This window comes from Micromonospora sp. NPDC047620 (genome assembly GCF_043205005.1).
Lineage (GTDB): Bacteria > Actinomycetota > Actinomycetes > Mycobacteriales > Micromonosporaceae > Micromonospora.
Window position 1 is genome coordinate 36,348 of record NZ_JBIDDG010000012.1, and the last position, 21,444, is coordinate 57,791.

A 21,444-nucleotide genomic window follows, 5' to 3' on the forward strand; every position below is an offset into this window, starting at 1 on the left:
CCCGGGCGGCGCCGAGGGACGGTTGCGGCGTGGTCGTCAGTCGCGTCGGGCGAGCACCGCGACCCTGGGCAGCGCCTCCGGGTCCGGTACCGGCGTGAGCAGGTCGTCAATGGCGGCGACGTGGCTCGGCACCCAGCCGGCATCCGCCAGGGCGGAGAGCACGTCTGCCACGGGGTGAGCGGTGTTGTTGATCGTCGTGGCGAACGGGGTCGCGCGGCCGTCGCTGGTGCGTAGCTCACCGGTGATGTGCAGCGGGCGGCGATCGCCGTCAAGCGGGCCCCGCGCCACCACGACCGAGGCTGTCTCGTCCTGGCGGGTGACCGGTGGTACATCGGCGAGGAGTCCCTTGATCGTGGACATGTCGAAGCCGAACCATCCGCCCGGGGTGACCGCCCTGTGGACGCAGCGCAGATAGGCGCGGATCCGGTCGATTTCGCCGACGTGGTTGAGGATGTCGTATGTGGAGACCGCGAACGCGCAGGGTCGCGGCACCTCGAAGGCCGTGGCGTCCGCGGCGATCAGCACCGTGTCGGTGCCGGCCAGCCGTTTGCGGGCGCGGGCGATCATCGCCTCGGAGACGTCGACCCCGACGATCCGATAGCCGGCGGAGGCAAACCGGGCGGCCACGATGCCGGTACCGCAGCCGACATCGAGCAGGCTCCGCTCGGACTCGGGTGCCACGTGCGTGTGCAGCCGCAGCCACGCGTCGCCCATCCGCTCTGGGTACGGCGCCCAGAAGCGGTCATACGCCGTGGCGAAGGCGTCAACGTACTCGGCCATCAAGTTGCCTTTCGTAGTGCCGGACGGGGGAGCTGGCCAACGGGACGAGCGCCGCGACGAAGATCACCGTGGCCAGGCCGAGCAGGGCCGTCCGTGCGCCGATTCCGGGTACGACGAAACCGGCGGCGATCATGGCAGGCGGCCCCAGTCCCACCGCCCCCAGCCACTCGTACGCGCTCACGCGGGACATCGCCTCCGTCGGCACCTCGGACTGGACGGTCGTCTCCCACAGCACGCCGAAGACATCGAAGGCCACGCCTGCCAGCACGGCAGCGAGGATCACGAACGACAGCGCGGCGCCGGAGCCGAGCAGTAACGCCGGCAGTCCCAGTAGCGCGACGGCGAGTACGGCCGTGCGCAGGGGACGGGTCGTCCTGATACGCATCGCGACCAGCACACCGCCGAACATGCCCACCGCGTACCCGGCGAGGACGCCGGACCACGCGCCCGCGCCACCTAGGTGTGCTTTGGCGAGTAACGGCCCCGCGAGCCCGAAGGTGACCCCGACGGCGGCGTTGATCACGGCCGCGGAGAGCACGATCCGCCACAGCCAGGGCCGCCCGACGAACTCACGCCAACCGTCGCGGAGCTCGGCTGGCATATCTCGCCTGGTTGTCCGGGGCGCCGTGGCGAGGCGCAGCCGCGCGAGAAGTCCGGCGGCGACGGCGAACGTCGCGGCGTCGAGGGCCAGTGCCCAACCCGGCCCCAGCCAGGTGATCAGCGCGCCGCCCACGGTGAAGCCCGCCACCGTGGCGGTGTTCGTACCCAGCCGCAGCACGGCGTTGCCGCGCTGCCGCGCCTGTGGCGCGACCAGTTCGGCGGTCAGTCCGTTCAGCGAGGGCAGCAGGAGCGCCGAGGCGGTGCCGGCGACGGCCGCGCAGATGGCGAGGGCGGCGACGCTCGCCCGCCCGGTCAGTACGAGGAGGGTCATCCCGCCGTAGGCAGTGCCGCACATCAGTTCTGCGGCCACGAGCACGCGGTGGCGCGGCAGCCGGTCGCCGATGACGCCGCCGAGCAGCATCAGCGCGACTCTGGGCACCGAGATCGCGGCGAGGACGAGCGACAGCGCCGGAGGCGATCCGTCGGGAAGATCGAGTACGGCGAAGGTCAGCGCGAGCGGGCCGATCGCGTTGCCGAAGACGGAGATCGTCCTGGCGGTGGCGAACAGGACGAACCGGCGCTGGCGCAGCGGGTTCACCGGTCGGTCCACGGACGCGACGGCGTCGGTCATGCCCGATCCGGGCGTACCAACGACTGCCACCGCGCCACCGGCTCGCCCGAGTCGAGCACGTGCAGTAGCGGCTGGCGAGCCACCACGGGGCACACGTGCCCGGGGAGCACCCGCAACTCGTCGCCTACGGACGCCGACCCCGGGGCGACCGGCGTGCCGTCGAGCCCGGTCATCACGACACCGGTCATCCAGGTCTGGTCGGCGCCTGCGAGCAGCGCGTCGGCGTCGGTGTGCAGCATCGGCCCGTCGTTCCCGGTGACAGTTGTGGTGACGGCGATCGCGACCGCATCGGGGTCGCACTCGCCCAACCGGGCCAGCCCCCCGTCGAGCAGCGCATACGCGCCGGCGCAGACCTCGGTCACGCCAGCGACGTCCAGCGCGCCGACGAGGGTCGGCGTGCCGCCGACGCTCACCGCCGGACAGGGCTGTCCGGCCGCGCGGATCCGCTCCGCGACCGACACCAGCAGTTGCGCCTGGCGGCGGCCCAGGTCAACCCTGTCGCGCGCGGTGGCGGAGTCGGTGATCCCCGCGTACCCGGTCACGCCCGCCAGGCGCAGCCCGCGGGTTTCCGCGATCGACGCGGCCAACTCGCCGGCCGCGTCGGGGCAGACGCCGACCCGGTGCAGACCGGTGTCGACCTCGATCCGTACGTCGAGTTCGACACCGTGGGCCACGGCCGCCGCGCCGAGCCCGGTCACCGCGTCCGGATGGTCCACGTGCACCGTCACCGCGCAGTGTCGCGCGAGCTGGGCGAACCTGGTCCAACGCCACGGATCACGCCACGGCCACGCCACCGCCACGTCCGTCACGCCCACCTTTAGGTAGGCCATGGCCTCGGCTGCGGAGTGGACCGCGACGCCCACCGCGCCCGCGGCCACCTGCCGGGCGGCGATCTCGGGACTCCGGTGCCCCTTGACGTGTGCGCGCACGGCGACACCGGCTTCGCCCACGAGCTTGCCGTATCGCGAGATGTTCGCGTCCAGCCTGGCCAGGTCGACGGTCACCCTCGGCGTCATTCGCCGCGTCCGTGCCAGGCGTCGGGGGGAAAGGAGAAGGCCGCCTCGCCGCCGGCGAGCATCGCCGCCTGACGTTCGCGCTCAGCGGGATGCGGCACGCCGACGCCGGACACGCCGAGGAAGATCTCATCTGACCAGGACAGTCCTAGGGCGTCCTCGACAGGCGCGTCGCGGGTGGCGGCGGTGAAGAACGTCCCGAGACCGAGCGCGGTCGCGGTGAGGTACACGGTCTGACTCAGGTGACCGACGTCGAGCAGGAGCGCACGGTACGCGCGGGCCGCCGGATACTTCCACACGGTGCGGTCGAGGACCGCCGCGTACATCAGCAGGAAGCCGGCCTGGGCGGCGTGCGGCTGCCCGCCGCACCACTCGCGCAGCCGGTCCTCGCCACTCGCGGCGGCGAGCCGCACCAACTCGTGGCGGCGCACCGAGTAGTGGTAGACCCCGGGTTCCAGCCCCTCCACGTCGCGGATCACCGGATAGACCTCGACCGGATGGCGGGATCCGCCGGACGGAACGGTCTTGAGCAACGCCGTCCCGACTCCCGAGACATCCACCTCGCGCCGGACGCCGGCGGTCCAGCGCAGCAGGGCGGCGAATGCCGACAGCGGCACCGGACGATCCGGGTCGAACCACCGCGTCGACCGCCGGGCGTCGAGGACCCTGGTGAAGTCGACCGCCGGCGGGTCGGCATGGGGTAGGGCGACCCGTGGCCCGTCGTACTCCTTGACCGGGTCCGGCTGACCGGTCTTGGCCCGAAGCACCGCGGCGTCCTCGGCCGCGGAGCGGAAGACGTCGCTGCCGAGCGTGCGGCTGGCCAGGTGGTAGTAGGTGGCCGCGGGTCCCAGATCGCGCCAGGCGCCGAGGCGTTCCTCCTGGGCGTGCTCCGGCGAACCCTCGGCGATGAGAACGTGGGCGTCGAGGAGCTGCTGCGCGAGCCGGCCGTCGAGCTCAGCCCAGTCGGCGTAGTCGCGCAGCAGCCTCTCAGCCTCAACAGTCAACGCGAACTGCCGGTGCCTCAGCGGATCGTCGCAGACGAGCTGACCGTCGCGCCACAGGAAGACGACCAGCCGCGACACACGGGCACGCATGACTACTCAGGCTTCAACCGGCGGCTCCAGGCACGTCAGTTCCTGGTCGTAGTCGTCGGACGCCACCGGCTCGAAGGCCTCAACCTGCTCGGTCATGTGGGTTCTCCCTCCACTGATCGGCGATGATCACTGCAACGCACCGTATCAGCAAGTCCACAGTGAACACAGCCCTCCGGCGGATCGGCCTGGAGGGGGCACGTGTCAGACCTCGTGGACCTCCAGCACCCGGGCGGCCGGGGCGGCGTCGCCCAGCGCGGCCCGCAGGGCCACCCGCTCCGGGTCGGCCAGGAAGGCGTCGTAGCCGTCGCGGGTGTCGAACCGGATCAGGTGCACCTCGGTGTGCCCGTCGCCGGTCCGCAGCCGGCGCTCCAACCGCCCGCCGTGCCGCCCGAGCAGGCCCAGCACCGTGTCCTCGTACCGCCGACCGCCCTCCACCTCGGGCAGCTCCACCAGGGCGACCACGCGCAACGCCGCAGCCGGATCAGTGACCAGCGACTTCCAGAAGTGGTGGTCGACGTGGCCGCCCGGGATGCCCTCCCGACGCCCGGTGTCGAGGTAGCCGTTGCGGCGGTAGAACTCCGGCGCCTGGAACGAGAACGAGGCGACCGACATCTGGGTGCAGCCGCGCCGGCGGGCCTCCTCCTCGGCGGCGCGCAGCAGCCGGCCGCCCCAGCCCTCGGCCCGCCGGTCCTCGCGCACCCACACCATGTTGATGCCGGCGCAGTCGCCCCAGGTCCAGCCGGTCAGCCCGGCGACGAGTTCGCCGGCGGCGTCGGTGACCCGGACGGAGAGGCCGGCCTCGTCGGCCGCGCCGGTCGCCCGGTTGTTGAAGGCGGTCAGCTCGGCGTCGAGCCGGGCCGCCAGCTCCTCGTCCGCGCCGAGTACCCGCAGCGTGTCGCCGTTGCCGCCGCCGGCCGTCGCGTCGCGCGCGGCGGTGTCGTTCCCCGTCGTCATGCGGCGGAGTATGGCAGCGGGGCGGCCACGGGCGACACCGCTATCCCGCGACGCCGACCGCTTCGGCGCTGGCCGCCCAGAGCCGGGCGGCGAGCTGCGGGTCGGCCGCCTTGCGCAGCGGCCGGCGCGGCTGCCGGTCGGCGTAGTAGCCGCCGGTACGCAGCCGCGACGGGTCCTGGTTGGCGAGCCAGACCAGCGTCTCGGCCCCCTTCTCGGGGCTGCGGAACGGCAGCAGCCGCATGCCCAGGGCGACCAACCGGCTGTCGTTGCCGAACCGGGTGCGCACCATCCCGGGGTGGAGGCAGTACGCCGGGATCTCCGGCCAGCGCCGGGCCGCCTCGGCCGTGAAGAGGATGTTCGCCTGCTTGCTGGTGCCGTACGCCTGCATCGGCCGGTAGCGGCGCAGCGGGGCGTTCAGGTCGTCCGGGTCGAGCGCGCCGCTGCGGTGCGCGGCGGAGGCGGTCACCACCATCCGGCCGATCCGGTCCCGCAGCAGGTTGCTGAGCAGGAACGGGGCCAGGTGGTTGGCCTGGACCGTCAGCTCGAAACCGTCGACGGTGGTGAGCGGCTGGAGGACGATCGCGCCGGCGTTGTTGGCCAGCACGTCGATCCGGTCGTACGCGGCCCGCAGCTTCTCCGCCAGCCGGCGGACGTCGTCCAGCACCGCGAAGTCGGCCCGGAACAGCTCGGGCCGCTCGCCGGACGCCTCGCGCACCTGCTCCCCCGCGGCCTGGAGCCGGGCCGGGTCCCGGCCGACCAGTACCACCTGGTCACCGCGGCGCGCCAGGTCGACGGCGGCCGCCAGCCCGATGCCCGAGCTGGCCCCGGTCACCACCACCAGCCGACGCCCAGTGAAATCTTCCACAGGTCCATTCACCCCGGTCACGGCACGAGGTTACCGTGGCGTCACAAAGCCCTTTGGGATCGTTAAGTTCTCGCCTTTCTCGTCAGGTGGCGTCGGCGTGCCCGCCGCACGCTGGAAGGAGCGCATCCATGGCCGCAGTCGGTCGCCCCCGCCGGTCCTGCCTCGCGGTACCCGGCTCCAGCGTCAAGATGCTCGGCAAGGCCCAGGACCTCCCCGCCGACCAGGTCTTCCTGGACCTGGAGGACGCGGTCGCCCCGCTGGCCAAGCCCGACGCCCGGAAGAACATCGTCGCGGCGCTCAACGAGGGCGACTGGTCGGGCAAGACCCGGGTCGTGCGCGTCAACGACCTGACCACGCCGTGGACCTACCGGGACGTCATCGACGTGGTCGAGGGTGCCGGCGCGAACCTCGACTGCATCATGCTGCCGAAGGTGCAGAACGCGGCCCAGGTGCAGTGGCTCGACATGACGCTGACCCAGCTCGAGAAGACGCTCGGCCTGGAAATCGGCCGGATCGGCATCGAGGCGCAGATCGAGAACGCCGCCGGCCTGGTCAACGTGGACGCCATCGCCGCCGCCTCGCCCCGCGTCGAGACGATCATCTTCGGCCCGGCCGACTTCATGGCCTCCATCAACATGAAGTCCCTGGTGGTCGGCGCCCTCATCCCGGACTACCCGGGCGACCCCTACCACTACATCCTCATGCGCATCCTGATGGCCGCGCGGATGCACGACAAGCAGGCCATCGACGGCCCGTTCCTGCAGATCCGCGACGTGGACGCGTTCCGCGAGGTGGCGAAGCGCTCGGCGGCGCTCGGCTTCGACGGCAAGTGGGTGCTGCACCCGGGCCAGATCGACGCCGCGAACGAGGTCTACTCGCCGGCCCAGGCCGACTACGACCACGCCGAGCTGATCCTCGACGCGTACGAGCACTACACCTCGGAGGCGGGCGGGCGGCTCGGCGCCGTGATGCTCGGTGACGAGATGATCGACGAGGCGTCGCGCAAGATGGCCCTCGTGGTCGCGGCGAAGGGCCGGGCCGCAGGCATGACACGGACCTCGTCCTTCACCCCGCCGGCCGAGTAGTCCCGCCGGGACCGACGATCCGTGCCGCCCCGGTCCACACCGGGGCGGCACCGTCGTTCAGTAGCTGCTGCTGGTGTCTGCCTGGCTGATCGCGAAGATGATGATCCCCACGTAGAAGAGAATGCCCAGCACGAGCAGGCCGGTGAGGATCCAGCCGATGATGATGGCGGCCTTCGCCATGCCCTCGCCGCCCTCGCCGGTCTGCTGGATCTGCTTGGCCGCGACGTGACCGAGGATCGCGCCGACCGGCGCGGTGATGCAGGACGTGAAGCCGACCAGGGAGAGCACCAGGGCGGCGATCGCCATGCCGTTGGTCTTCTGCGGGGCGCCGTAGCCGTAGGTCGGGTAGGCCGGCGGCGGGTATCCGGCGGGCGCGGGCTGGCCCGCCTGGTTCATGCCGGCGTACGGGTCGCCGCCCGCGTACGGGTCCGCCGGGGCGTACGGGTCGGCGGTGGGTTGGGTGGGGATGGGCTGGCCGCTCGCCGGGTCGGCCGGCGGGCTCGACTGCTGGCCCGACCACGCCGGGTCGCTCCAGCCGCCGGACGGCGGGGGATATGTCATTCGTCTACTCCGTTTGGGTGCGGGTGCGCCCGTCAGGGTAGTCACGCCGGCGCAAACCCTGGGGGGCCGCCACCGGGTGTGCCGCGTTGCCCGGGCCCCGGGAAGCGGGCAGGATCCTGGCATGGTGATTGACGCGCGAGCCGCGGACCGCTCCGGAAGCCGACCGAGACGGGACGTGAGCCGCCCCGGCCTGGCCCGGCGCACCCGGGCCGCCGCCGCGGCGAGCCCCGCCGGCACCGACGAGCCGGCGCCGCTGCCGGACCCGGTGACGATGCGGCTCGACGGGAAGGTCGCCCTGGTCACCGGGGCGGGCAGCCCGGACGGCATCGGGTACGCGACGGCGCGCCGGCTGACCGATCTCGGCGCCCGGGTGGCCATCGTCTCCACCACCCGACGCATCCACGAGCGGGCCAGCGAGCTGGGCGTCACCGGTTTCGTCGCCGACCTCACCGACGAGTCGGAGGTCGGGGCGCTCGCCGACGCGGTCACCGAGCAGCTCGGCGACGTGGAGGTGCTGGTGAACAACGCCGGGCTGGCCAGCCGGGCGAGCCCCGAGGTGCTGCGCCCGGTCGCCCAGCTCAGCTACGACGAGTGGCGCGGCGAGATCGACCGGAACCTCACCACGGCGTTCCTGTGCAGCCGGGCCTTCATCGGCGGCATGGCCGAGCGGGGCTGGGGCCGGATCGTCAACCTCGCGGCCACCGCCGGGCCGGTCAACGCCCTGCCGACCGAGGCGGCGTACGCGGCGGCCAAGGCGGGCGTGGTCGGGCTGACCCGGGCACTGGCGATGGAGATGATCGCCGACGGGGTGACCGTCAACTCGGTCGCCCCGGGCACCATCCACACCGCGGCCTCGACCGTCGCGGAGATCAAGCAGGGCCTCGGCACCCCGGTCGGCCGCCCCGGCACGCCGGACGAGGTGGCCGCGGCGATCACCTTCCTCTGTTCGCCGGCCGCGTCGTACATCACCGGGCAGATGCTGGTGGTGGACGGCGGCAACAGCGTCCGCGAGGCACAGTTCCGCTGAGCCGGGCCGACGGCGGGCGTCAGTAGGTGGTGCCCTGGTCGCCGGCGGCGATGACCAGGGCGATCCAGCCGCAGCAGGCGACCAGGCCCAGCCCGGTGAAGACGTAGCTGAGGACGAGGCCCCAGGTGGCGAGCTGGTCGCCCTCCTCGCCCGTGGTGCGGATCTGCCGCTTGGCCAGGTGCCCGAGCACGATGCCGGCCGGGGCGAACACGAACGCGAGCACCAGCGACAGGATGGCCAGCACGTTGGTGCCGCCGCCGGGGCGGGGGCCGGACGGCGGGCCGTACTGCCCGTAGGGCACCTGCGGGGCGTACGGCGGCTGGTGCGCCCACTGCTGGCCGTGCGGCGGCTCGCCGGGCTGCTCGTAGGAGGGCTGCCCGTACGCCGGCTGCCCGTGGGCGGGCGGCTGCCCGTAGGGCGGCGGCTCGGACCACGACGGTGGTGGCTCGGACCGCGACGGGTCGTGGCCCGGCGGGGGCTCCCAGGGCGACGGCGGCCGGTCCGGATCGGGCGGGCCCGGCGGCGGTGGCTGGCTCACGGTCTCCTCCTGCCGGTGGCGGATCACGTCCCCTCTTGCCGGACGCTACCCGCAGCGGTGAACCTTTTCACAGCGGTTGTGTGGACTGGTCACCTTGGCCTCGCCCGCCAGGCGGCTGATACTGACCGAGCGTTCAGTTACCCATGAGTAAGGCGCCGACCCCCGGAGGCTGAGATGGCCCGACTCGCCCAGACGCCCGGCCTGACCGATGTGCAGCGGTCGATCCTGGAAACGGTCCGGGAGTTCGCCGACAAGGAGATCATCCCGCACGCGCAGCGGCTGGAACACGCCGACGAGTACCCGACCGACATCCTCGACGGGATGCGCGAGATGGGCCTCTTCGGCCTCACCATCGACGAGGAGTACGGCGGGCTCGGCGAGTCCCTGCTCACGTACGCCCTGGTGGTCGAGGAGTTGTCGCGGGGCTGGATGTCGATCTCCGGCATCGTCAACACCCACTTCATCGTGGCGTACCTGATCTCGCAGCACGGCTCCGCCGAGCAGAAGGCCCGGCTGCTGCCGAGGATGGCGACCGGCGAGGTGCGCGGCGCCTTCTCGATGTCGGAACCGGAGTGCGGCTCCGACGTCTCGGCGATCAAGTCGAAGGCCGTCCGTGAGGGCGACCGGTTCGTCATCAACGGCCAGAAGATGTGGCTGACCAACGGGGCGTACTCCTCGGTCGTGGCGACCCTGGTCAGGACCGACACCGGCGCGGACTCGGTCTACGGCAACATGAGCACCTTCCTGCTGGAGAAGGAACCCGGCTTCGGCGAGACCGCGCCCGGCCTGACCATCCCCGGCAAGATCGACAAGATGGGCTACAAGGGCGTCGAGACCACCGAGATGGTGCTCGACGGGGTTACCGTCCCCGAGACCGCCGTCCTCGGCGGCGCGGAGAAGGTCGGCCGCGGTTTCTACCAGATGATGGACGGCATCGAGGTCGGCCGGGTCAACGTCGCCGCCCGCGCCTGCGGCATCTCCATCCGCGCCTTCGAACTCGCCGTCGCGTACGCCCAGCAGCGCCGCACCTTCGGCCAGCCGCTCGCGAAGCACCAGGCGGTCGCCTTCAAGCTCGCCGAGATGGGCACCAAGATCGAGGCCGCGCACGCCCTCATGGTCAACGCCGCCCGCCTCAAGGACGCCGGCCAGCGCAACGACGTCGAGGCCGGCATGGCCAAGCTGCTCGCGTCGGAATACTGCGCCGAGGTCGTCCAGGAGGCGTTCCGCATCCACGGCGGCTACGGCTACTCCAAGGAGTACGAGATCGAGCGGCTGATGCGGGAGGCCCCGTTCCTGCTCATCGGCGAGGGCACCTCGGAGATCCAGAAGACCATCATCTCCCGCGGCCTGCTCAAGGAGTACAAGCTCTGACAAGCGCGCCGGTCACCCACCGGCCGGCTCGACGGCCGGTTCCGGTGCGGTGACCGGCCCCACCGCCAGCGCCTGCGGTCGTTCCCGGTACGCCTCGATCGCAGCCGCCAGGCGCTGCTCCGGCACCGCCACGTCCCGGCCGCCGACCACCGGCGCCGGCTCCAGCGACCGCCACACCCTCGGCCGCAGCCGCACCCCGGCGAGCCGGCCGTCCTTCCGGTGCAGGCTCACCCGGTCGATGTTGGACCAGTCGTACCGCCGGCGGCCATGCCGGATCCCGCTCGCGGTCAGCGCCAACCGCCCGGTGAACCGCAGGCCGGAATAGGCGACGACTCCGGTCGCCACCGCCGCCGCGACCAGGAGTACCAGCCGTACGACCCGGGCCCACTGCGGGTCGGCGGGTAGCAGCATGGTCACCACCAGCGTCGCCGCCGTCGCCCGGGCCAGGTCGGCGGCCAGGTCGACCCGGCCGGCCAGGGACCGCCGAGCGACCAGACCCGGCTCGATCTCGTCCAGGCCGGCCACCCGTTCCCGCCAGACCAGCCGGGCGTCCTGCCGTGGCCGCCACCGCTGCAGGAGCGCGGTCAGACCGACGAACAGCCAGAAGACGCAGGCGGTCCCGTCGACCTCGAACCGCGGAACCCGGGACAGCGCTGCGGCCACCAGCACCGTCACCGCTGCGCCTACCGTCGCGGCCAGCAGCCGGCGGGACCAGAGCCCGTCGCGCTTCGGTAACCGGCCGGACCGGCGGGGAGACATGGCCGCAGGGTACGGGCCGTGGACAACCGCCACGGCGGTCCTTACCGTTGCGGCGCGACCTTTCCGAGCCGGTCAGCTCAGTCGGGTGAGGCCGGCGGCGGCACGCTCGACGATCAGGCAGCGGTCCTCGACGTAGTCGACGCCCGCCTCGGTGGCGATCCGCCGCGCCTCGGCCGAGACGATGCCGAGCTGCAACCAGACCGCCGGGGCACCGATCGCCACCGCCTCGCGCACCACCTCGACCGCGTCCTGCGCCGGCCGGAACACGTCGACCAGGTCGACGGGGTGCGGGATGTCGGCCAGCGACCGGTAGACCCGCTCGCCGAAGAGTTCGTCGGCGGTCGGGTTGACCGGGATGATCCGCCAGCCGTACCGCTGCATCTGCAACGGCACGCTGTGCGCAGCCTTGCGCGGGTCGCGGGACGCGCCCACGACGGCGATCACGGCGGAGTCGGCGAGGATCTGCTGAGCGGAGCGCACCCGCCGACTCTAACCCCGCCGCTCAGCCGCCGCCCCCGAGCACGCGGCGCAGCCGGGCGTACTCCTCGGGCGTGCCGATCGCCGCGCGGTGCTCCGGGTGGGCGACGTAGTGCGTGACGGCGGCGGCCAGCAGGCCCGGCGCGACGTCCAGATCCCAGTTCTCCACGCCGACCTGGCGACGCCGGATGATGCCGCCACGGCGGACCAGCCCCGGACTCCGCACCGGCAGTTGAAGTGAGCCGGCCCGCGGCGGGCGGACCGGGGCCGCCGGGTCCAGTGCCTCCCACGGCACGTGGACGTGCCGCAGCGGATCGCCGGCCGTGATTCCCGCCGGGGTCAGCGCTACCTCGGGCACCCGACGCCAGAGCGCCACCGCCATCACCACGGCCAGCGGGCCGGCGATGCTCGGATAGACCCACCAGAACTCGTCGCGAGCGGCAACGGGGTGGTAGACGATCTGGTACGCGAGGAAACCGAGGATGACGCAGCGGAAGCTCGGCCGGCGCCTGGGCGGCACGAAGAAGGCCCGATCCCGCTCGTCCACCCGCAGCTCGGTGGTGCTGGGCCGCCCGAAGATCGGCAGCAGGCTCCAGGCGAGCGCGAGCACCGGCAGCAACGTGAGCAGGGCGGCGGGACCGCCCGTCCGTGCCGTCCACCCGGCCAACACACCCCAGAGCAACCCGAGGACCGCCGCGACCGCCGCTGTGGCGCGCTGCCGGCGCAGCGCCAGTGTGATCGCCTCCCGCACGCCGGGCAGCGTATCGTTCGCCGTCTACAAGAGAGTGAGCTGCTCGGCCGGCGGCGGCCCGGGGGTCGGGTCGGGCGGGCGGCGGTCGTCCCCGCGCTCACCCCGGTGCAGCCCGTGCCGGCGCGACGCGATCCGCACCCGCGCCGTCAGCTCCCGCTGGTAGGACTGCGGGGCGTACGCGCCGGAGCGGTAGAGCTCGCGGTAGCGGGGGACCAGATGGGGGAACTCGCGGCCGAGCCAGCGCGCGTACCACTCCCGGGCTCCGGAGCGCAGGTGCAGCGCAAGTGGCGTCACGCTGGTCGCCCCGGCCGCGGCGATCGCCGCCACCGTGGCGTCGATCGAGGCGTCGTCGTCGCTGAGCCCGGGCAGGATCGGCGCCATCAGCACCCCGACGTCGAAGCCGGCGTCGGTCAGCGCCCGCACCGCGTCCAGCCGGCGCCGCGGGCTGGGCGTGCCCGGCTCGACCGCGCGCCAGAGCCGCTCGTCGACGAAGCCCACCGAGAAGGAGACGCCGACCCGGGTGACCTCGGCGGCCTGGCGCAGCAGTGGAAGATCCCGCAGGATCAGCGTGCCCTTGGTGAGGATGGAGAACGGGTTGGCGAAGTCGCGCAGCGCCGCGATGATCTGCGGCATGAGCTGGTAGCGCCCCTCGGCCCGCTGGTAGCAGTCAACGTTGGTGCCCATCGCGACGTGCGCGCCCCGCCAGTGCGGTGCGGCCAGCTCCCGCCGGACCAGCTCACCCGCGTTGACCTTGACGATCACCTTCTGGTCGAAGTCCGCACCGGCATCGAGGTCGAGGTAGGTGTGGGTGTTCCGTGCAAAGCAGTATTTGCATGCATGACTGCATCCCCGGTACGGGTTGATCGTCCACTCGAAGGGGACGCGGGAGGCGCCGGGCACCTTGTTGATGATCGACTTGGCCCGGATCTCGTAGAACGTCATGCCGGCGAAGCCCGGGGTGTCGAAGGTGCGGGCGATCGCGCCGGGCAGCGCCAGCGGCAGGGGTGGCGTCGCTGGCGCTGCCCGATCGGGGACCGCCTCGTCCGGGGGAGCGGAGAGGTTGTCCCAGCGCATGACCCTCATTCGAACACGCGTACGAGCGGAGCGCAAGCGACCCGCCGTGTTCCCGCCCACCTCGGCGTTCGGTCTGTGGTCGGCGGGTGGAGGATGGAGGCATGGAGAGGTCGACGTTCGTCTACGACGGGGACTGCGCGTTCTGCACCCGGTGCGCCGAGTTCATCGACCGGCGGATCCCCACGGGTGTGCACGTGGTGCCGTGGCAGTTCGCCGACCTCGACGCGCTCGGCCTGACCGAGGCGGAGTGCGAGGAGGCGGTGCAGTGGGTCGGCGCGGACGGCTCCCGCGCGGCCGGCCCCGACGCGATCGCGAAGCTGCTCGGCGACAGTGGCCCGCTCTGGCGGGTGGCCGGCACCGGCCTCCGGTTCCCGCCGGTACGCGCCGCCGCCTGGCCCGCGTACCGCTGGGTCGCCCGCAACCGGCACCGGCTCCCGGGCGGAACGGCCGCCTGCGCGCTGCCACAGGAGGCGCGGGAGCGCCTCTACGGCCCGTCCGGTCGGCCGGCGGCGGACGCCTGACCGGCGAGTGACGGCGCGGGGCCGCCCGCGTCGACGGGCCGTCCGCCATCCTCCTCCCGGCGGGTGAGCAGCCGGCGCGCCCAGACGACCGGCCGGACCCGTTCCAGCGGCAGGAAGCTGGCCATCGCGGCCAGGTGCGGGGCGAACGAGATGGTGATGGTCGCGACGGTGACCAGGTGGAACGAGTAGAAGAAGCCCACCGTCGCCAGCCGCCAGCGTTCCCGCAGCAGGAAGACCACCGGGCTGAGCAGCTCGAACGCGACGATGCCGAACTGCGCCACGATCAGCAGGTACGGCACCGAGGCGATCAGGTCGGCCAGTTCGGTGCCGCGCCGGAGGATCGCCCGGGCCAGCACCGAGCCGGTCAGCCAGTCCAGCCCGCCGAAGCGCAGCTTGGCCCAGGCGGCCAGGAAGTACGTGCAGATGACGGCGATCTGGGTGACCCGCAGGGCCCAGCCGCCGGCCTCGGTGCGGGTGGCGTCGCCGTGCCGGGCCCGGCCGGCGGTGGGCAGCACGGCCAGCGCGACGAGCAGGCCGAACCGGTCGTGGTCGACCTTGCCGTAGCTCATCGCGACGATCATCCACTCGAAGTAGAGCGCGAAGACGGCCCAGCCGAGCAGCCGGGGCGCCCGGCCGGTCGCGGCGAGCAGGGCGAGCAACAGCAGGGCCCAGAAGATCACGGCGACCAGCGCCGGGGTGGGCGTGGGCAGCGGCAGCACCCGCCCGACGAGCAGCGGCTGGTAGAGCTCCCCGGGCACGGCGACCCGGGTGCGGATCCACGGGGTGAACACGACCAGGTCGGCGGCGACGAAGAGGTAGATCAGCGTCCGGAAGGCGGCCACCCGGCCGCGCGGCACCGGCTCGGTCAACCAGCGGCTCATCGGTCCGCCTTCCAGGAGACCACCGTCTCGTCGGTCCAGCGGCCGGTGGGCCGGCCGTCGCGGATGCCGTGCCAGCGGATCACGATGCGGACCTCCACCAGCTCGGCCGCGTCGGGGTGGCGTTCGGCGTACGCGTCGGCGACCTCGGTGAGCAGTTCGGGGTCGGCGGCGTAGCGGCCCTGCTGGCCCTCGATCTCGGCCCGGCGGATGCCGGTCGCGCGCTCGCCCAGGTCGACGACCGCGCCGGTGCTGTCGACGCCCTCGACCCGGGTGTCCGGGGCGGGGGAGTTCGGCGGGTTGGAGGTCGAGTACATCCGGAACGGGCCGAACGGGAAGTGGTCGTCGGTGCCCCAGACGGTGCCGGCGAGCAGGACGGCCAGGCCGAGGGCGGTGGCGGCGAGCCGGATCGCGCGTCCACGGCTGGTCAAGGTCTCCATCGGGTCGTGACGATACGGGATGTACCGCCCGCTCCGGGTCCCTCCGACGGCCACTTGTCGCCGCCGGGCGGACGGGGTCGCGGACGCGACGACGGCCGGGCCCGTGGGGGCCCGGCCGTCGTGGAGCGGATCGGTTCAGTGCTGGTGACCGGCCAGCTTCTGCCGGACGTCGTCCATGTCGAGCGCCTGGACCTGCTCGATCAGGTTCTCCAGGGCGGACTCGGGGAGGGCGCCCGGCTGGGCGAAGACGATGACGCCGTCGCGGATCGCCATGATGGTCGGGATGGAGCGGATGTCGAACTTGGCACCCAGCTCCTGCTGCGCCTCGGTGTCGACCTTGCCGAAGACGATGTCGGGGTGCTTCTCCGAAGAACGCTCGTAGACCGGGGCGAACCGCTTGCACGGGCCGCACCACTCGGCCCAGAAGTCGACGAGCACGATGCCGTCGCTGCCGGCCACCTCGTCGAAGTTTGCCGTGGTCAGCTCTACGGTTGCCATGAAAGTCTCCGATCGGCGCGGAATAGCTACGTCTGGTGGAACCAGGGCGTACCGCGTGGAATTCCCGACAGTTGCGCGCCGAAACGCGCGCTCACCGCCCGTGCGGGATGGTCCCGCTCCCATCGACGGAGTTGGCTTTGCCCGGGGGTGCTGATCGCAAGTGCACGACGCATTTGCGTGACCAGCGGTGATGGGAGCGCTTCCATAAAGATCGACTCAACGGATCGGCGCAATTCAGCAATCTGGCGGTTGACAAGCGGCTATCCGGTGTGCGGAGATCGCCGAAGGCTCCCGATGTGATGACACAGAGTAGTGTTACAAAAAGATAAATGTGACCTCTGTCTCTGTTCGGTCCTCGTTGTCGTGCGGCAGAATCTTCCGCATCAGAGCGTGGGCGGCGGGTGCCGGGGAGGGCCCCGCCGCTCATTGCGTCTCCCCTCGGTAGCGCCGGTGTGACATTTCCGCACGGCCCGCGCCCCACCCGTCGCCTTAACACCCCATAAGGCATGCTGTGCCGAACTCCATCGCCGCCCGTCGAAGGGGACAAGGATGCAGTTCGGCCGCTACTACGAGGAGTTCGAGGTCGGCGCGGTCTACCGGCACTGGCCGGGCAAGACGGTCACCGAGTACGACGACCACCTCTTCTGCCTGCTCACCATGAACCACCACCCGCTGCACATGGACGCGCACTACGCCGAGTCCGCGAGCCAGTTCAAGCGCAACGTGGTGGTCGGCAACTACATCTACTCCCTGCTGCTGGGCATGTCGGTGCCCGACGTCAGCGGCAAGGCCATCGCGAACCTCGAGGTCGAGTCCCTGCGGCACGTGGCGCCGACCTTCCACGGCGACACGATCTACGGCGAGACCACGGTGCTGGACAAGCGCGAGTCGTCATCCAAGCCCGATCGGGGCGTGGTCTCGGTGGAGACCCGGGGTTACAACCAGGACGGCACCATGGTCTGCGTCTTCCGCCGCCGGGTGATGGTCCCCAAGAAGGAGTACGCGGCCACGACCGTGCCCGAGGGCGTGGACCCGGAGCGGCCGAGCTTCCCCGAGCCGCGCTGACGTCGACGGCCCCTTCCCGCCGGGTTCGTGTGGAAGGGGCCCTTTTCCCCTTCCGGGGCATATGCTGGCGCCGGAGGTCCCCATGAGCCACTCCGTCGCCGGAGAGCCGCCCTCTGCCGGCCGCCGCGCCGCACCGCTGACCACCGCCGTCTACTCCGCCGCCGAGTGGGATCTGCTGACCAGCCTGCCCGGTCGGGTGATCGTGGCCGCCGCCGCGCCCGGCCCCGGCCGGCCCCGCCGGGGGGTCTCCGCCGGGCTCGCCGGCCTGGACGCGGTCGCGGCGGGTCGGGCCTTCGACAGCGATCTCGTCCGCGCGGTGGTCGCCGCCATCTACGCCCGCCACGACGGGGCCTCCCCGTCGGTCGACCGGCTCGCCGACCTGGTGGACCTGCTGGCCGCCTGCCGCGCGGCGACCCGGGTGCTGCGGCGGGCCGATCCCGCCGACTCGGCGGCGTACCGGCAGTGGGTGCAGTCCGTGGCGGCCAGGGTCTGCCGGGCGGCGCCGCCCGGGGCCGAGGCGCTGCCGCCGGCACCCGCCGACCGCCGCTTCCTCGACCGGCTCGGCGGCGCGCTGGGGCTGGGCTGAGCCGCCGCCGGTCGACCCGTCGGCGCCCCGGGCCCGGCGACCCACCGATCCGGCCGCTGTCGGCCACCCCGCGCCCGGTGGCCCGCCGATCCGGCGACTACCCGATGCCCCCGTGCCCGACGACCCGCCGATCCGGCCGCTGTCGGCCGGCCCGCGCCCGCTGGCCCACCGATCCGGTCGCTGCCGGACCGGGCCGCCGTCGGGGGCGCGGCCCGGGGCCGGGCACGTGGGCCGTACCCTGCGTGACCGTGACCGGAGACCAGCTCGACGTCGGCGTGGGACCGTGGCCGGGGGACCCGCCGGACGACCCACGGTACGACCCCGAGCTGCTCGCCGAGGGCGACCGGCGCAACGTGGTCGACCGGTACCGCTACTGGCGGCGCGAGGCCGTGGTGGCCGACCTGGACCGGCGCCGGCACGACTTCCACGTGGCGATCGAGAACTGGCAGCACGACTTCAACATCGGCACGGTCGTCCGCAACGCCAACGCCTTCCTCGCCGCCGAGGTGCACATCGTCGGCCGCCGCCGGTGGAACCGGCGCGGCGCGATGGTGACCGACCGCTACCAGCACGTGCGGCATCACGAGACCATCGAGGAGTTCGTCGCCTGGGCGGTCGCGCGGGAGCTGCCGGTGGTCGGCATCGACAACCTGCCCGGGTCGCGCCCGCTGGAGACCACCACCCTGCCGCGGCGCTGTGTGCTGCTCTTCGGGCAGGAGGGACCGGGCCTGTCCGACCCGGCCCGCACCGCCTGCGACCAGCTCTTCTCCATCGCACAGTACGGCTCCACCCGGTCGATCAACGCCGGCGTGGCCAGCGGCATCGCGATGCACGCCTGGATCCGCGCGCACGCCGGCCCGCCGCCCGCCTGAGCGGGTCGTTCCCGGCACCGGCCGGCCGCACCGAAACCGGCGCTCCGCTTGACGGGGCGGCGGCGCGGGGTGACGGTGGGAAGGTGAGTGTCGCGGTGAGTTGTCCGAGATGTGGCGGGCCCGTGCGGGCGCCGGACCTGATGCACACCGAATCGCGTTGCCTGGACTGCGGGCCCGTCCCTCCGCTGCACGTGCCCGAGCACATCGGCGCGGAGATCGTCGCCAGCGTGGTGGACCGCATCACCGCCGCCGCCGACCTGCCGCGCCGGCCGGCGACGCCGCTCTGGTGCCCGTGGCCGCTGCCGCCGGGCTGGACCATGACCGGGGTGGCGTACGCCGGGGACGACCGGACCGGCGTGCGCGCCACGGCGGTCGCCTGCGCCGGGCCCGCGCCGCTCGGCGAGGGCCCCGCCGACCTGGTCTTCGTGGCCGAGGAGCCGGGCGTCGGCCTGGGCACCCGGTTCGCCGGGATGGCCGGCCCGGACCCGGGGCCGGAACTGGCCGAGGCGTTGACCGACCCCGGGCCCGGCCATCCGGAGCACGTCGGGCAGGCCAGGATCAAGGTGGCCGGTCACCCGACTCCACTGTGGCTTGTGAACTCGCCTACGGATCGAAGCGCGTACGCCGGCGAGGCTCGGGGTTTGTGGCTCCATGCGATAGCCTGGCCGGCGAGTGCGGGTCACCTGCTCGCGGAAGACGTCGTGCTGCACGACCTGACCGAGTGGACACCGCCCGAACTCGTGTACGGCGCACCGTCTCCGTATCTGCACGGGAAGGCTTGACAAGCTCCAGGGCTTGACAGGTCTCCCGGAATGACGGAGAACGGACGCAGATATTCACTGTACGACATCACACTGATACTCTGGGTGCCGCTGCGGTAATGGGACCCGGCGCCGCGCGAGAGGATGGCCCGCCATGGTCAAGAAGGTCCTCACCTGGGCCGGAATCGCATTCTTGATCTTCTTCGTCGCCTACCGGCCAAATTCCGCCGCGGACGTGTTCAAGTCCCTGGGCGGCGGCATCATGGACATCGCACAGGGCTTCGGCGACTTCTTCACCAGCCTCGTCGCCTAGCCGCCGATGGGTAACCCCTCCGGTCCACCGTTCGACCCCGACGACCCCGACCGGGAGCGCCGGGAGCGAGACACGGAGCCGATCCCCCGGCTCGGGCCCGACGACGGGCCGGGCTACGGCACCGGCCCGGGCCTCGGCGACGGCCCCTCCCTTTCGGACGACGCCGGCTTCGGCGACGGCCCGGCGTACGCCGGGGAGGGGCGGTCCGGTCGAGCCTGGATCCGTGATCCCGAGGCCGGCTACCAGCCGCCGCAGATCTCCGAGGACGAGTTGGCCGGCCTGCGGGCCGACGCCGCCGGCATGGCCCCGCGCCGGGTGCTGCCGCTGGAGGACGAGCCCAGCTCGCTGGTCGCGCGCTACCTCTTCCCGACTGAGCGCTACCGGGGCGAGTGGAAGCGGCACTGGATCCACCTCTCCACCCCGCTGCTGGTCGGCATCGCCGCGACGTTCGTGCTCGGCTACCTCTCCGGCTTCCTCGCCGGGCAGGACGTCGGCGCGCTCACCACGATCGCCGTGCTGCTCTGGTTCGCGGTGATGGGATGGGTGGCGTGGAAGGTCGCCGACTGGTGGTACGACCGCTTCATCCTGACCAACAAGCGGGTGATGGTGGTCAACGGCATCATCACCCGGCGGGTCGCGATGATGCCGCTGGTCCGGGTCACCGACATGAAGTACGAGCAGACCCCGACCGGCCGGGCGCTCAACTACGGCACGTTCGTGCTGGAGTCCGCCGGTCAGGAGCAGGCGCTCCGCGAGATCAAGAATCTGCCCAACCCGAACGAGCTCTACCTGCGCGTCGTCGAAGAGATGTACGAGCCGCAGGCGGTCGAGGCGCGGCTGGGCAAGGAGGCCGACGAGGCCAAGGCCGACGACGGGGCGTGAAACTTTTCGTCCGAACATCGGAGAGACTGCGCACCATTCGCCGTCGACCCGACCTGCCCGGCCGTGGCAACCTGCCAAGGAAACGGGGCGCGGAGGTGGCTGATGGCGAGCAGGGATCCCTTGGAGGAGGAGTTCCGCGACTTCGTCGCGGCCCGCTCCGGCGCCCTGCTGCGCACCGCGTACCTGCTCAGCGGGGACTGGGCGACCGCGGAGGACCTGCTCCAGACCGCGTTGACCAAGACCTACCTGGCCTGGAAGCGGCTCGGCGGGATCGAGGCGATCGAGCCGTACGCCCGCCGGGTCATGGTCAACACCTCGACGAGCTGGTGGCGCCGGCGCTGGCACGGTGAACGCCCCACCGAGGTGCTGCCGGAGCGCGCCGCGGTCGACGAGATCGAGCATCAGCTCGACCGCGACCTGCTCTGGCGCCACCTGAGCGCGCTGCCCACCCGGCAGCGGGCGGTGCTCGTGCTGCGCTACTACGAGGACATGTCCGAGGCGCAGACCGCCGCCCTGCTCGGCATCTCCCCGGGCACCGTCAAGAGCCAGACCTCGCGTGCCCTGGGCACGCTGCGCCGCCGGATGGGCGCCGAGGCCGCCCTCGACCTGCCGAGCGGGGCCGCGCCGAGCCCGCCCCGGCCCCGGCGCGCTCCCGCCGACCGGCCGGCACCCGCACCCGCCGATGCCGGAAGGTCACCGGCGTACGGCGCGCCGAGGATGGTGGTGGGCGCGGACGCGGCGGCCGTGGTCGCGGCGACCAACGCCCCGCCGCGCGTCGACGCACCGGACGTCGGGCCCGCGCCCGCGCTGCCCGCCCCCGACGCCGGGCTGCCCGGGCCGGCCGCCGGGCGCACGCCGTCCGGCGGCGGGCCGGCGGCGGAGCCCGTTTCCGTGTCGTCGGAGGCGGCGCGGGCGGGCCGTGGGGAAGGATCTGTCCCGGGAACCCAGGCCGGCCCGGCGGGGGCCGACCGCGACGAGGCGCGAGGCCTGCCGGTCGTACCGGCCGGCACCGGTGCCGGAGAGCGTCGGTGAGCCGCCCGGCGGGCCC

At 72.7% G+C, this 21,444-nt stretch carries 26 protein-coding genes; 11 read left to right on the plus strand and 15 right to left on the minus strand.

What is annotated here, in order from left to right; all coding sequences use genetic code 11:
• Positions 1-36: 36 nt before the first annotated feature.
• The 6 genes from ACGF5C_RS16365 to ACGF5C_RS16390 form a co-directional block, all read right to left on the minus strand.
• Entirely contained in the window at positions 37-780 is a 744-nt protein-coding gene (locus ACGF5C_RS16365; RefSeq protein WP_393302317.1) for a class I SAM-dependent DNA methyltransferase, read from the minus strand.
• Positions 764-2,011 (minus strand): MFS transporter, encoded by a 1,248-nt coding sequence (locus ACGF5C_RS16370; RefSeq protein ID WP_393302320.1) that lies wholly within the window; start codon positions 2,009-2,011, stop codon positions 764-766. Before ACGF5C_RS16370 ends, ACGF5C_RS16365 begins: the two co-directional genes overlap by 17 nt.
• Entirely contained in the window at positions 2,008-3,027 is a 1,020-nt protein-coding gene (locus tag ACGF5C_RS16375) for an alanine racemase (protein ID WP_393302323.1), read from the minus strand. The genes ACGF5C_RS16370 and ACGF5C_RS16375 overlap by 4 nt, the downstream gene beginning before the upstream one ends.
• Positions 3,024-4,118 carry a SagB family peptide dehydrogenase gene (locus ACGF5C_RS16380; RefSeq protein ID WP_393302326.1) on the minus strand — a complete coding sequence of 365 codons (1,095 nt, stop codon included), beginning with the start codon at positions 4,116-4,118 and terminating at the stop codon, positions 3,024-3,026. The genes ACGF5C_RS16375 and ACGF5C_RS16380 overlap by 4 nt, the downstream gene beginning before the upstream one ends.
• A 201-nt stretch (positions 4,119-4,319) precedes the next feature.
• Positions 4,320-5,072: a GNAT family N-acetyltransferase gene (locus ACGF5C_RS16385; protein ID WP_393302329.1), complete on the minus strand. Its 753-nt coding sequence runs from the start codon at positions 5,070-5,072 to the stop codon at positions 4,320-4,322.
• A gap of 40 nt (positions 5,073-5,112) precedes the next feature.
• Positions 5,113-5,937, minus strand: a complete 825-nt coding sequence (locus ACGF5C_RS16390; protein ID WP_393302332.1) for an SDR family NAD(P)-dependent oxidoreductase — start codon at positions 5,935-5,937, stop codon at positions 5,113-5,115.
• Positions 5,938-6,065: 128 nt separating this feature from the next.
• On the opposite strand from ACGF5C_RS16390, the gene ACGF5C_RS16395 reads away from it, so the two are divergent.
• A complete protein-coding gene (locus ACGF5C_RS16395) occupies positions 6,066-7,022 on the plus strand; it encodes an HpcH/HpaI aldolase/citrate lyase family protein (RefSeq protein WP_393302335.1) in 957 nt (318 codons plus the stop codon).
• A gap of 57 nt (positions 7,023-7,079) precedes the next feature.
• On the opposite strand, the gene ACGF5C_RS16400 is transcribed toward ACGF5C_RS16395, so the two are convergent.
• The gene (locus ACGF5C_RS16400) at positions 7,080-7,583 is read right to left on the minus strand and encodes a DUF4190 domain-containing protein (protein WP_393302338.1); all 504 of its coding nucleotides are present in this window, start codon (positions 7,581-7,583) and stop codon (positions 7,080-7,082) included.
• Positions 7,584-7,704: 121 nt separating this feature from the next.
• Between ACGF5C_RS16400 and ACGF5C_RS16405 the strand changes: the two genes are divergently transcribed.
• Positions 7,705-8,610 carry an SDR family NAD(P)-dependent oxidoreductase gene (locus tag ACGF5C_RS16405; RefSeq protein WP_350701482.1) on the plus strand — a complete coding sequence of 302 codons (906 nt, stop codon included), beginning with the start codon at positions 7,705-7,707 and terminating at the stop codon, positions 8,608-8,610.
• Between the two features lie 19 nt (positions 8,611-8,629).
• Here the strand turns inward: ACGF5C_RS16405 and ACGF5C_RS16410 are convergent, their stop codons facing one another.
• Positions 8,630-9,148, minus strand: coding sequence for a DUF4190 domain-containing protein (locus ACGF5C_RS16410; RefSeq protein ID WP_393302341.1), 519 nt, complete (start codon positions 9,146-9,148; stop codon positions 8,630-8,632).
• A gap of 174 nt (positions 9,149-9,322) precedes the next feature.
• On the opposite strand from ACGF5C_RS16410, the gene ACGF5C_RS16415 reads away from it, so the two are divergent.
• Entirely contained in the window at positions 9,323-10,519 is a 1,197-nt protein-coding gene (locus tag ACGF5C_RS16415) for an acyl-CoA dehydrogenase family protein (RefSeq protein WP_363705912.1), read from the plus strand.
• Positions 10,520-10,531: 12 nt separating this feature from the next.
• Here the strand turns inward: ACGF5C_RS16415 and ACGF5C_RS16420 are convergent, their stop codons facing one another.
• The 4 genes from ACGF5C_RS16420 to ACGF5C_RS16435 all read right to left on the minus strand — a co-directional run bounded on the left by ACGF5C_RS16420 (position 10,532) and on the right by ACGF5C_RS16435 (position 13,580).
• On the minus strand, positions 10,532-11,278 hold the full coding sequence (locus tag ACGF5C_RS16420) for a hypothetical protein (protein WP_393302344.1): 747 nt from the start codon (positions 11,276-11,278) through the stop codon (positions 10,532-10,534).
• A 72-nt stretch (positions 11,279-11,350) separates the two neighbouring features.
• A complete protein-coding gene (locus ACGF5C_RS16425; RefSeq protein ID WP_393302347.1) occupies positions 11,351-11,758 on the minus strand; it encodes a CoA-binding protein in 408 nt (135 codons plus the stop codon).
• A gap of 22 nt (positions 11,759-11,780) precedes the next feature.
• Positions 11,781-12,506 (minus strand): hypothetical protein, encoded by a 726-nt coding sequence (locus tag ACGF5C_RS16430; RefSeq protein ID WP_393302350.1) that lies wholly within the window; start codon positions 12,504-12,506, stop codon positions 11,781-11,783.
• Positions 12,507-12,530: 24 nt separating this feature from the next.
• Entirely contained in the window at positions 12,531-13,580 is a 1,050-nt protein-coding gene (locus tag ACGF5C_RS16435; protein ID WP_393302353.1) for an Rv2578c family radical SAM protein, read from the minus strand.
• A gap of 101 nt (positions 13,581-13,681) precedes the next feature.
• Between ACGF5C_RS16435 and ACGF5C_RS16440 the strand changes: the two genes are divergently transcribed.
• Positions 13,682-14,101: a DUF393 domain-containing protein gene (locus ACGF5C_RS16440; protein WP_350701473.1), complete on the plus strand. Its 420-nt coding sequence runs from the start codon at positions 13,682-13,684 to the stop codon at positions 14,099-14,101.
• Here the strand turns inward: ACGF5C_RS16440 and ACGF5C_RS16445 are convergent.
• The 3 genes from ACGF5C_RS16445 to trxA all read right to left on the minus strand — a co-directional run bounded on the left by ACGF5C_RS16445 (position 14,065) and on the right by trxA (position 15,917).
• Positions 14,065-14,982, minus strand: a complete 918-nt coding sequence (locus ACGF5C_RS16445) for an HTTM domain-containing protein (protein ID WP_393302356.1) — start codon at positions 14,980-14,982, stop codon at positions 14,065-14,067. The two genes, ACGF5C_RS16440 and ACGF5C_RS16445, sit on opposite strands and share 37 nt — an antisense overlap.
• Positions 14,979-15,419 carry a hypothetical protein gene (locus ACGF5C_RS16450; protein WP_393302359.1) on the minus strand — a complete coding sequence of 147 codons (441 nt, stop codon included), beginning with the start codon at positions 15,417-15,419 and terminating at the stop codon, positions 14,979-14,981. The genes ACGF5C_RS16445 and ACGF5C_RS16450 overlap by 4 nt, the downstream gene beginning before the upstream one ends.
• 135 nt (positions 15,420-15,554) lie before the next feature.
• Positions 15,555-15,917, minus strand: coding sequence for a thioredoxin (gene trxA, locus ACGF5C_RS16455; protein ID WP_091098340.1), 363 nt, complete (start codon positions 15,915-15,917; stop codon positions 15,555-15,557).
• Between the two features lie 549 nt (positions 15,918-16,466).
• On the opposite strand from trxA, the gene ACGF5C_RS16460 reads away from it, so the two are divergent.
• From ACGF5C_RS16460 to ACGF5C_RS16490, 7 genes are all read left to right on the plus strand, one after another.
• On the plus strand, positions 16,467-16,982 hold the full coding sequence (locus ACGF5C_RS16460) for a MaoC family dehydratase (protein WP_091098336.1): 516 nt from the start codon (positions 16,467-16,469) through the stop codon (positions 16,980-16,982).
• A gap of 61 nt (positions 16,983-17,043) precedes the next feature.
• On the plus strand, positions 17,044-17,568 hold the full coding sequence (locus tag ACGF5C_RS16465; protein ID WP_393302362.1) for a hypothetical protein: 525 nt from the start codon (positions 17,044-17,046) through the stop codon (positions 17,566-17,568).
• 248 nt (positions 17,569-17,816) lie between these two features.
• The gene (locus ACGF5C_RS16470) at positions 17,817-18,440 is read left to right on the plus strand and encodes an RNA methyltransferase (protein WP_357694048.1); all 624 of its coding nucleotides are present in this window, start codon (positions 17,817-17,819) and stop codon (positions 18,438-18,440) included.
• Positions 18,441-18,535: 95 nt separating this feature from the next.
• Positions 18,536-19,222 (plus strand): DUF6758 family protein, encoded by a 687-nt coding sequence (locus ACGF5C_RS16475; protein ID WP_393258221.1) that lies wholly within the window; start codon positions 18,536-18,538, stop codon positions 19,220-19,222.
• Between the two features lie 133 nt (positions 19,223-19,355).
• Positions 19,356-19,514, plus strand: a complete 159-nt coding sequence (locus ACGF5C_RS16480; protein ID WP_007455302.1) for a hypothetical protein — start codon at positions 19,356-19,358, stop codon at positions 19,512-19,514.
• 6 nt (positions 19,515-19,520) lie between these two features.
• Positions 19,521-20,396, plus strand: a complete 876-nt coding sequence (locus ACGF5C_RS16485; protein ID WP_350678039.1) for a PH domain-containing protein — start codon at positions 19,521-19,523, stop codon at positions 20,394-20,396.
• A gap of 102 nt (positions 20,397-20,498) precedes the next feature.
• Positions 20,499-21,428 (plus strand): SigE family RNA polymerase sigma factor, encoded by a 930-nt coding sequence (locus tag ACGF5C_RS16490; RefSeq protein ID WP_393302365.1) that lies wholly within the window; start codon positions 20,499-20,501, stop codon positions 21,426-21,428.
• Positions 21,429-21,444: the final 16 nt, after the last annotated feature.

What these genes read in the sequence shown, in the direction of transcription:
- ACGF5C_RS16365 (WP_393302317.1), bottom strand. Translation starts at nt 780, where the DNA reads ATGGCCGAGTACGTTGACGCCTTCGCCACGGCGTATGACCGCTTCTGG.
- ACGF5C_RS16370 (WP_393302320.1), bottom strand. Translation starts at nt 2,011, where the DNA reads ATGACCGACGCCGTCGCGTCCGTGGACCGACCGGTGAACCCGCTGCGC.
- ACGF5C_RS16375 (WP_393302323.1), bottom strand. Translation starts at nt 3,027, where the DNA reads ATGACGCCGAGGGTGACCGTCGACCTGGCCAGGCTGGACGCGAACATC.
- ACGF5C_RS16380 (WP_393302326.1), bottom strand. Translation starts at nt 4,118, where the DNA reads ATGCGTGCCCGTGTGTCGCGGCTGGTCGTCTTCCTGTGGCGCGACGGT.
- ACGF5C_RS16385 (WP_393302329.1), bottom strand. Translation starts at nt 5,072, where the DNA reads ATGACGACGGGGAACGACACCGCCGCGCGCGACGCGACGGCCGGCGGC.
- ACGF5C_RS16395 (WP_393302335.1), top strand. Translation starts at nt 6,066, where the DNA reads ATGGCCGCAGTCGGTCGCCCCCGCCGGTCCTGCCTCGCGGTACCCGGC.
- ACGF5C_RS16400 (WP_393302338.1), bottom strand. Translation starts at nt 7,583, where the DNA reads ATGACATATCCCCCGCCGTCCGGCGGCTGGAGCGACCCGGCGTGGTCG.
- ACGF5C_RS16405 (WP_350701482.1), top strand. Translation starts at nt 7,705, where the DNA reads ATGGTGATTGACGCGCGAGCCGCGGACCGCTCCGGAAGCCGACCGAGA.
- ACGF5C_RS16415 (WP_363705912.1), top strand. Translation starts at nt 9,323, where the DNA reads ATGGCCCGACTCGCCCAGACGCCCGGCCTGACCGATGTGCAGCGGTCG.
- ACGF5C_RS16420 (WP_393302344.1), bottom strand. Translation starts at nt 11,278, where the DNA reads ATGTCTCCCCGCCGGTCCGGCCGGTTACCGAAGCGCGACGGGCTCTGG.
- ACGF5C_RS16435 (WP_393302353.1), bottom strand. Translation starts at nt 13,580, where the DNA reads ATGCGCTGGGACAACCTCTCCGCTCCCCCGGACGAGGCGGTCCCCGAT.
- ACGF5C_RS16440 (WP_350701473.1), top strand. Translation starts at nt 13,682, where the DNA reads ATGGAGAGGTCGACGTTCGTCTACGACGGGGACTGCGCGTTCTGCACC.
- ACGF5C_RS16445 (WP_393302356.1), bottom strand. Translation starts at nt 14,982, where the DNA reads ATGAGCCGCTGGTTGACCGAGCCGGTGCCGCGCGGCCGGGTGGCCGCC.
- ACGF5C_RS16450 (WP_393302359.1), bottom strand. Translation starts at nt 15,419, where the DNA reads ATGGAGACCTTGACCAGCCGTGGACGCGCGATCCGGCTCGCCGCCACC.
- trxA (WP_091098340.1), bottom strand. Translation starts at nt 15,917, where the DNA reads ATGGCAACCGTAGAGCTGACCACGGCAAACTTCGACGAGGTGGCCGGC.
- ACGF5C_RS16460 (WP_091098336.1), top strand. Translation starts at nt 16,467, where the DNA reads ATGCAGTTCGGCCGCTACTACGAGGAGTTCGAGGTCGGCGCGGTCTAC.
- ACGF5C_RS16465 (WP_393302362.1), top strand. Translation starts at nt 17,044, where the DNA reads ATGCTGGCGCCGGAGGTCCCCATGAGCCACTCCGTCGCCGGAGAGCCG.
- ACGF5C_RS16480 (WP_007455302.1), top strand. Translation starts at nt 19,356, where the DNA reads ATGGTCAAGAAGGTCCTCACCTGGGCCGGAATCGCATTCTTGATCTTC.
- ACGF5C_RS16485 (WP_350678039.1), top strand. Translation starts at nt 19,521, where the DNA reads ATGGGTAACCCCTCCGGTCCACCGTTCGACCCCGACGACCCCGACCGG.
- ACGF5C_RS16490 (WP_393302365.1), top strand. Translation starts at nt 20,499, where the DNA reads ATGGCGAGCAGGGATCCCTTGGAGGAGGAGTTCCGCGACTTCGTCGCG.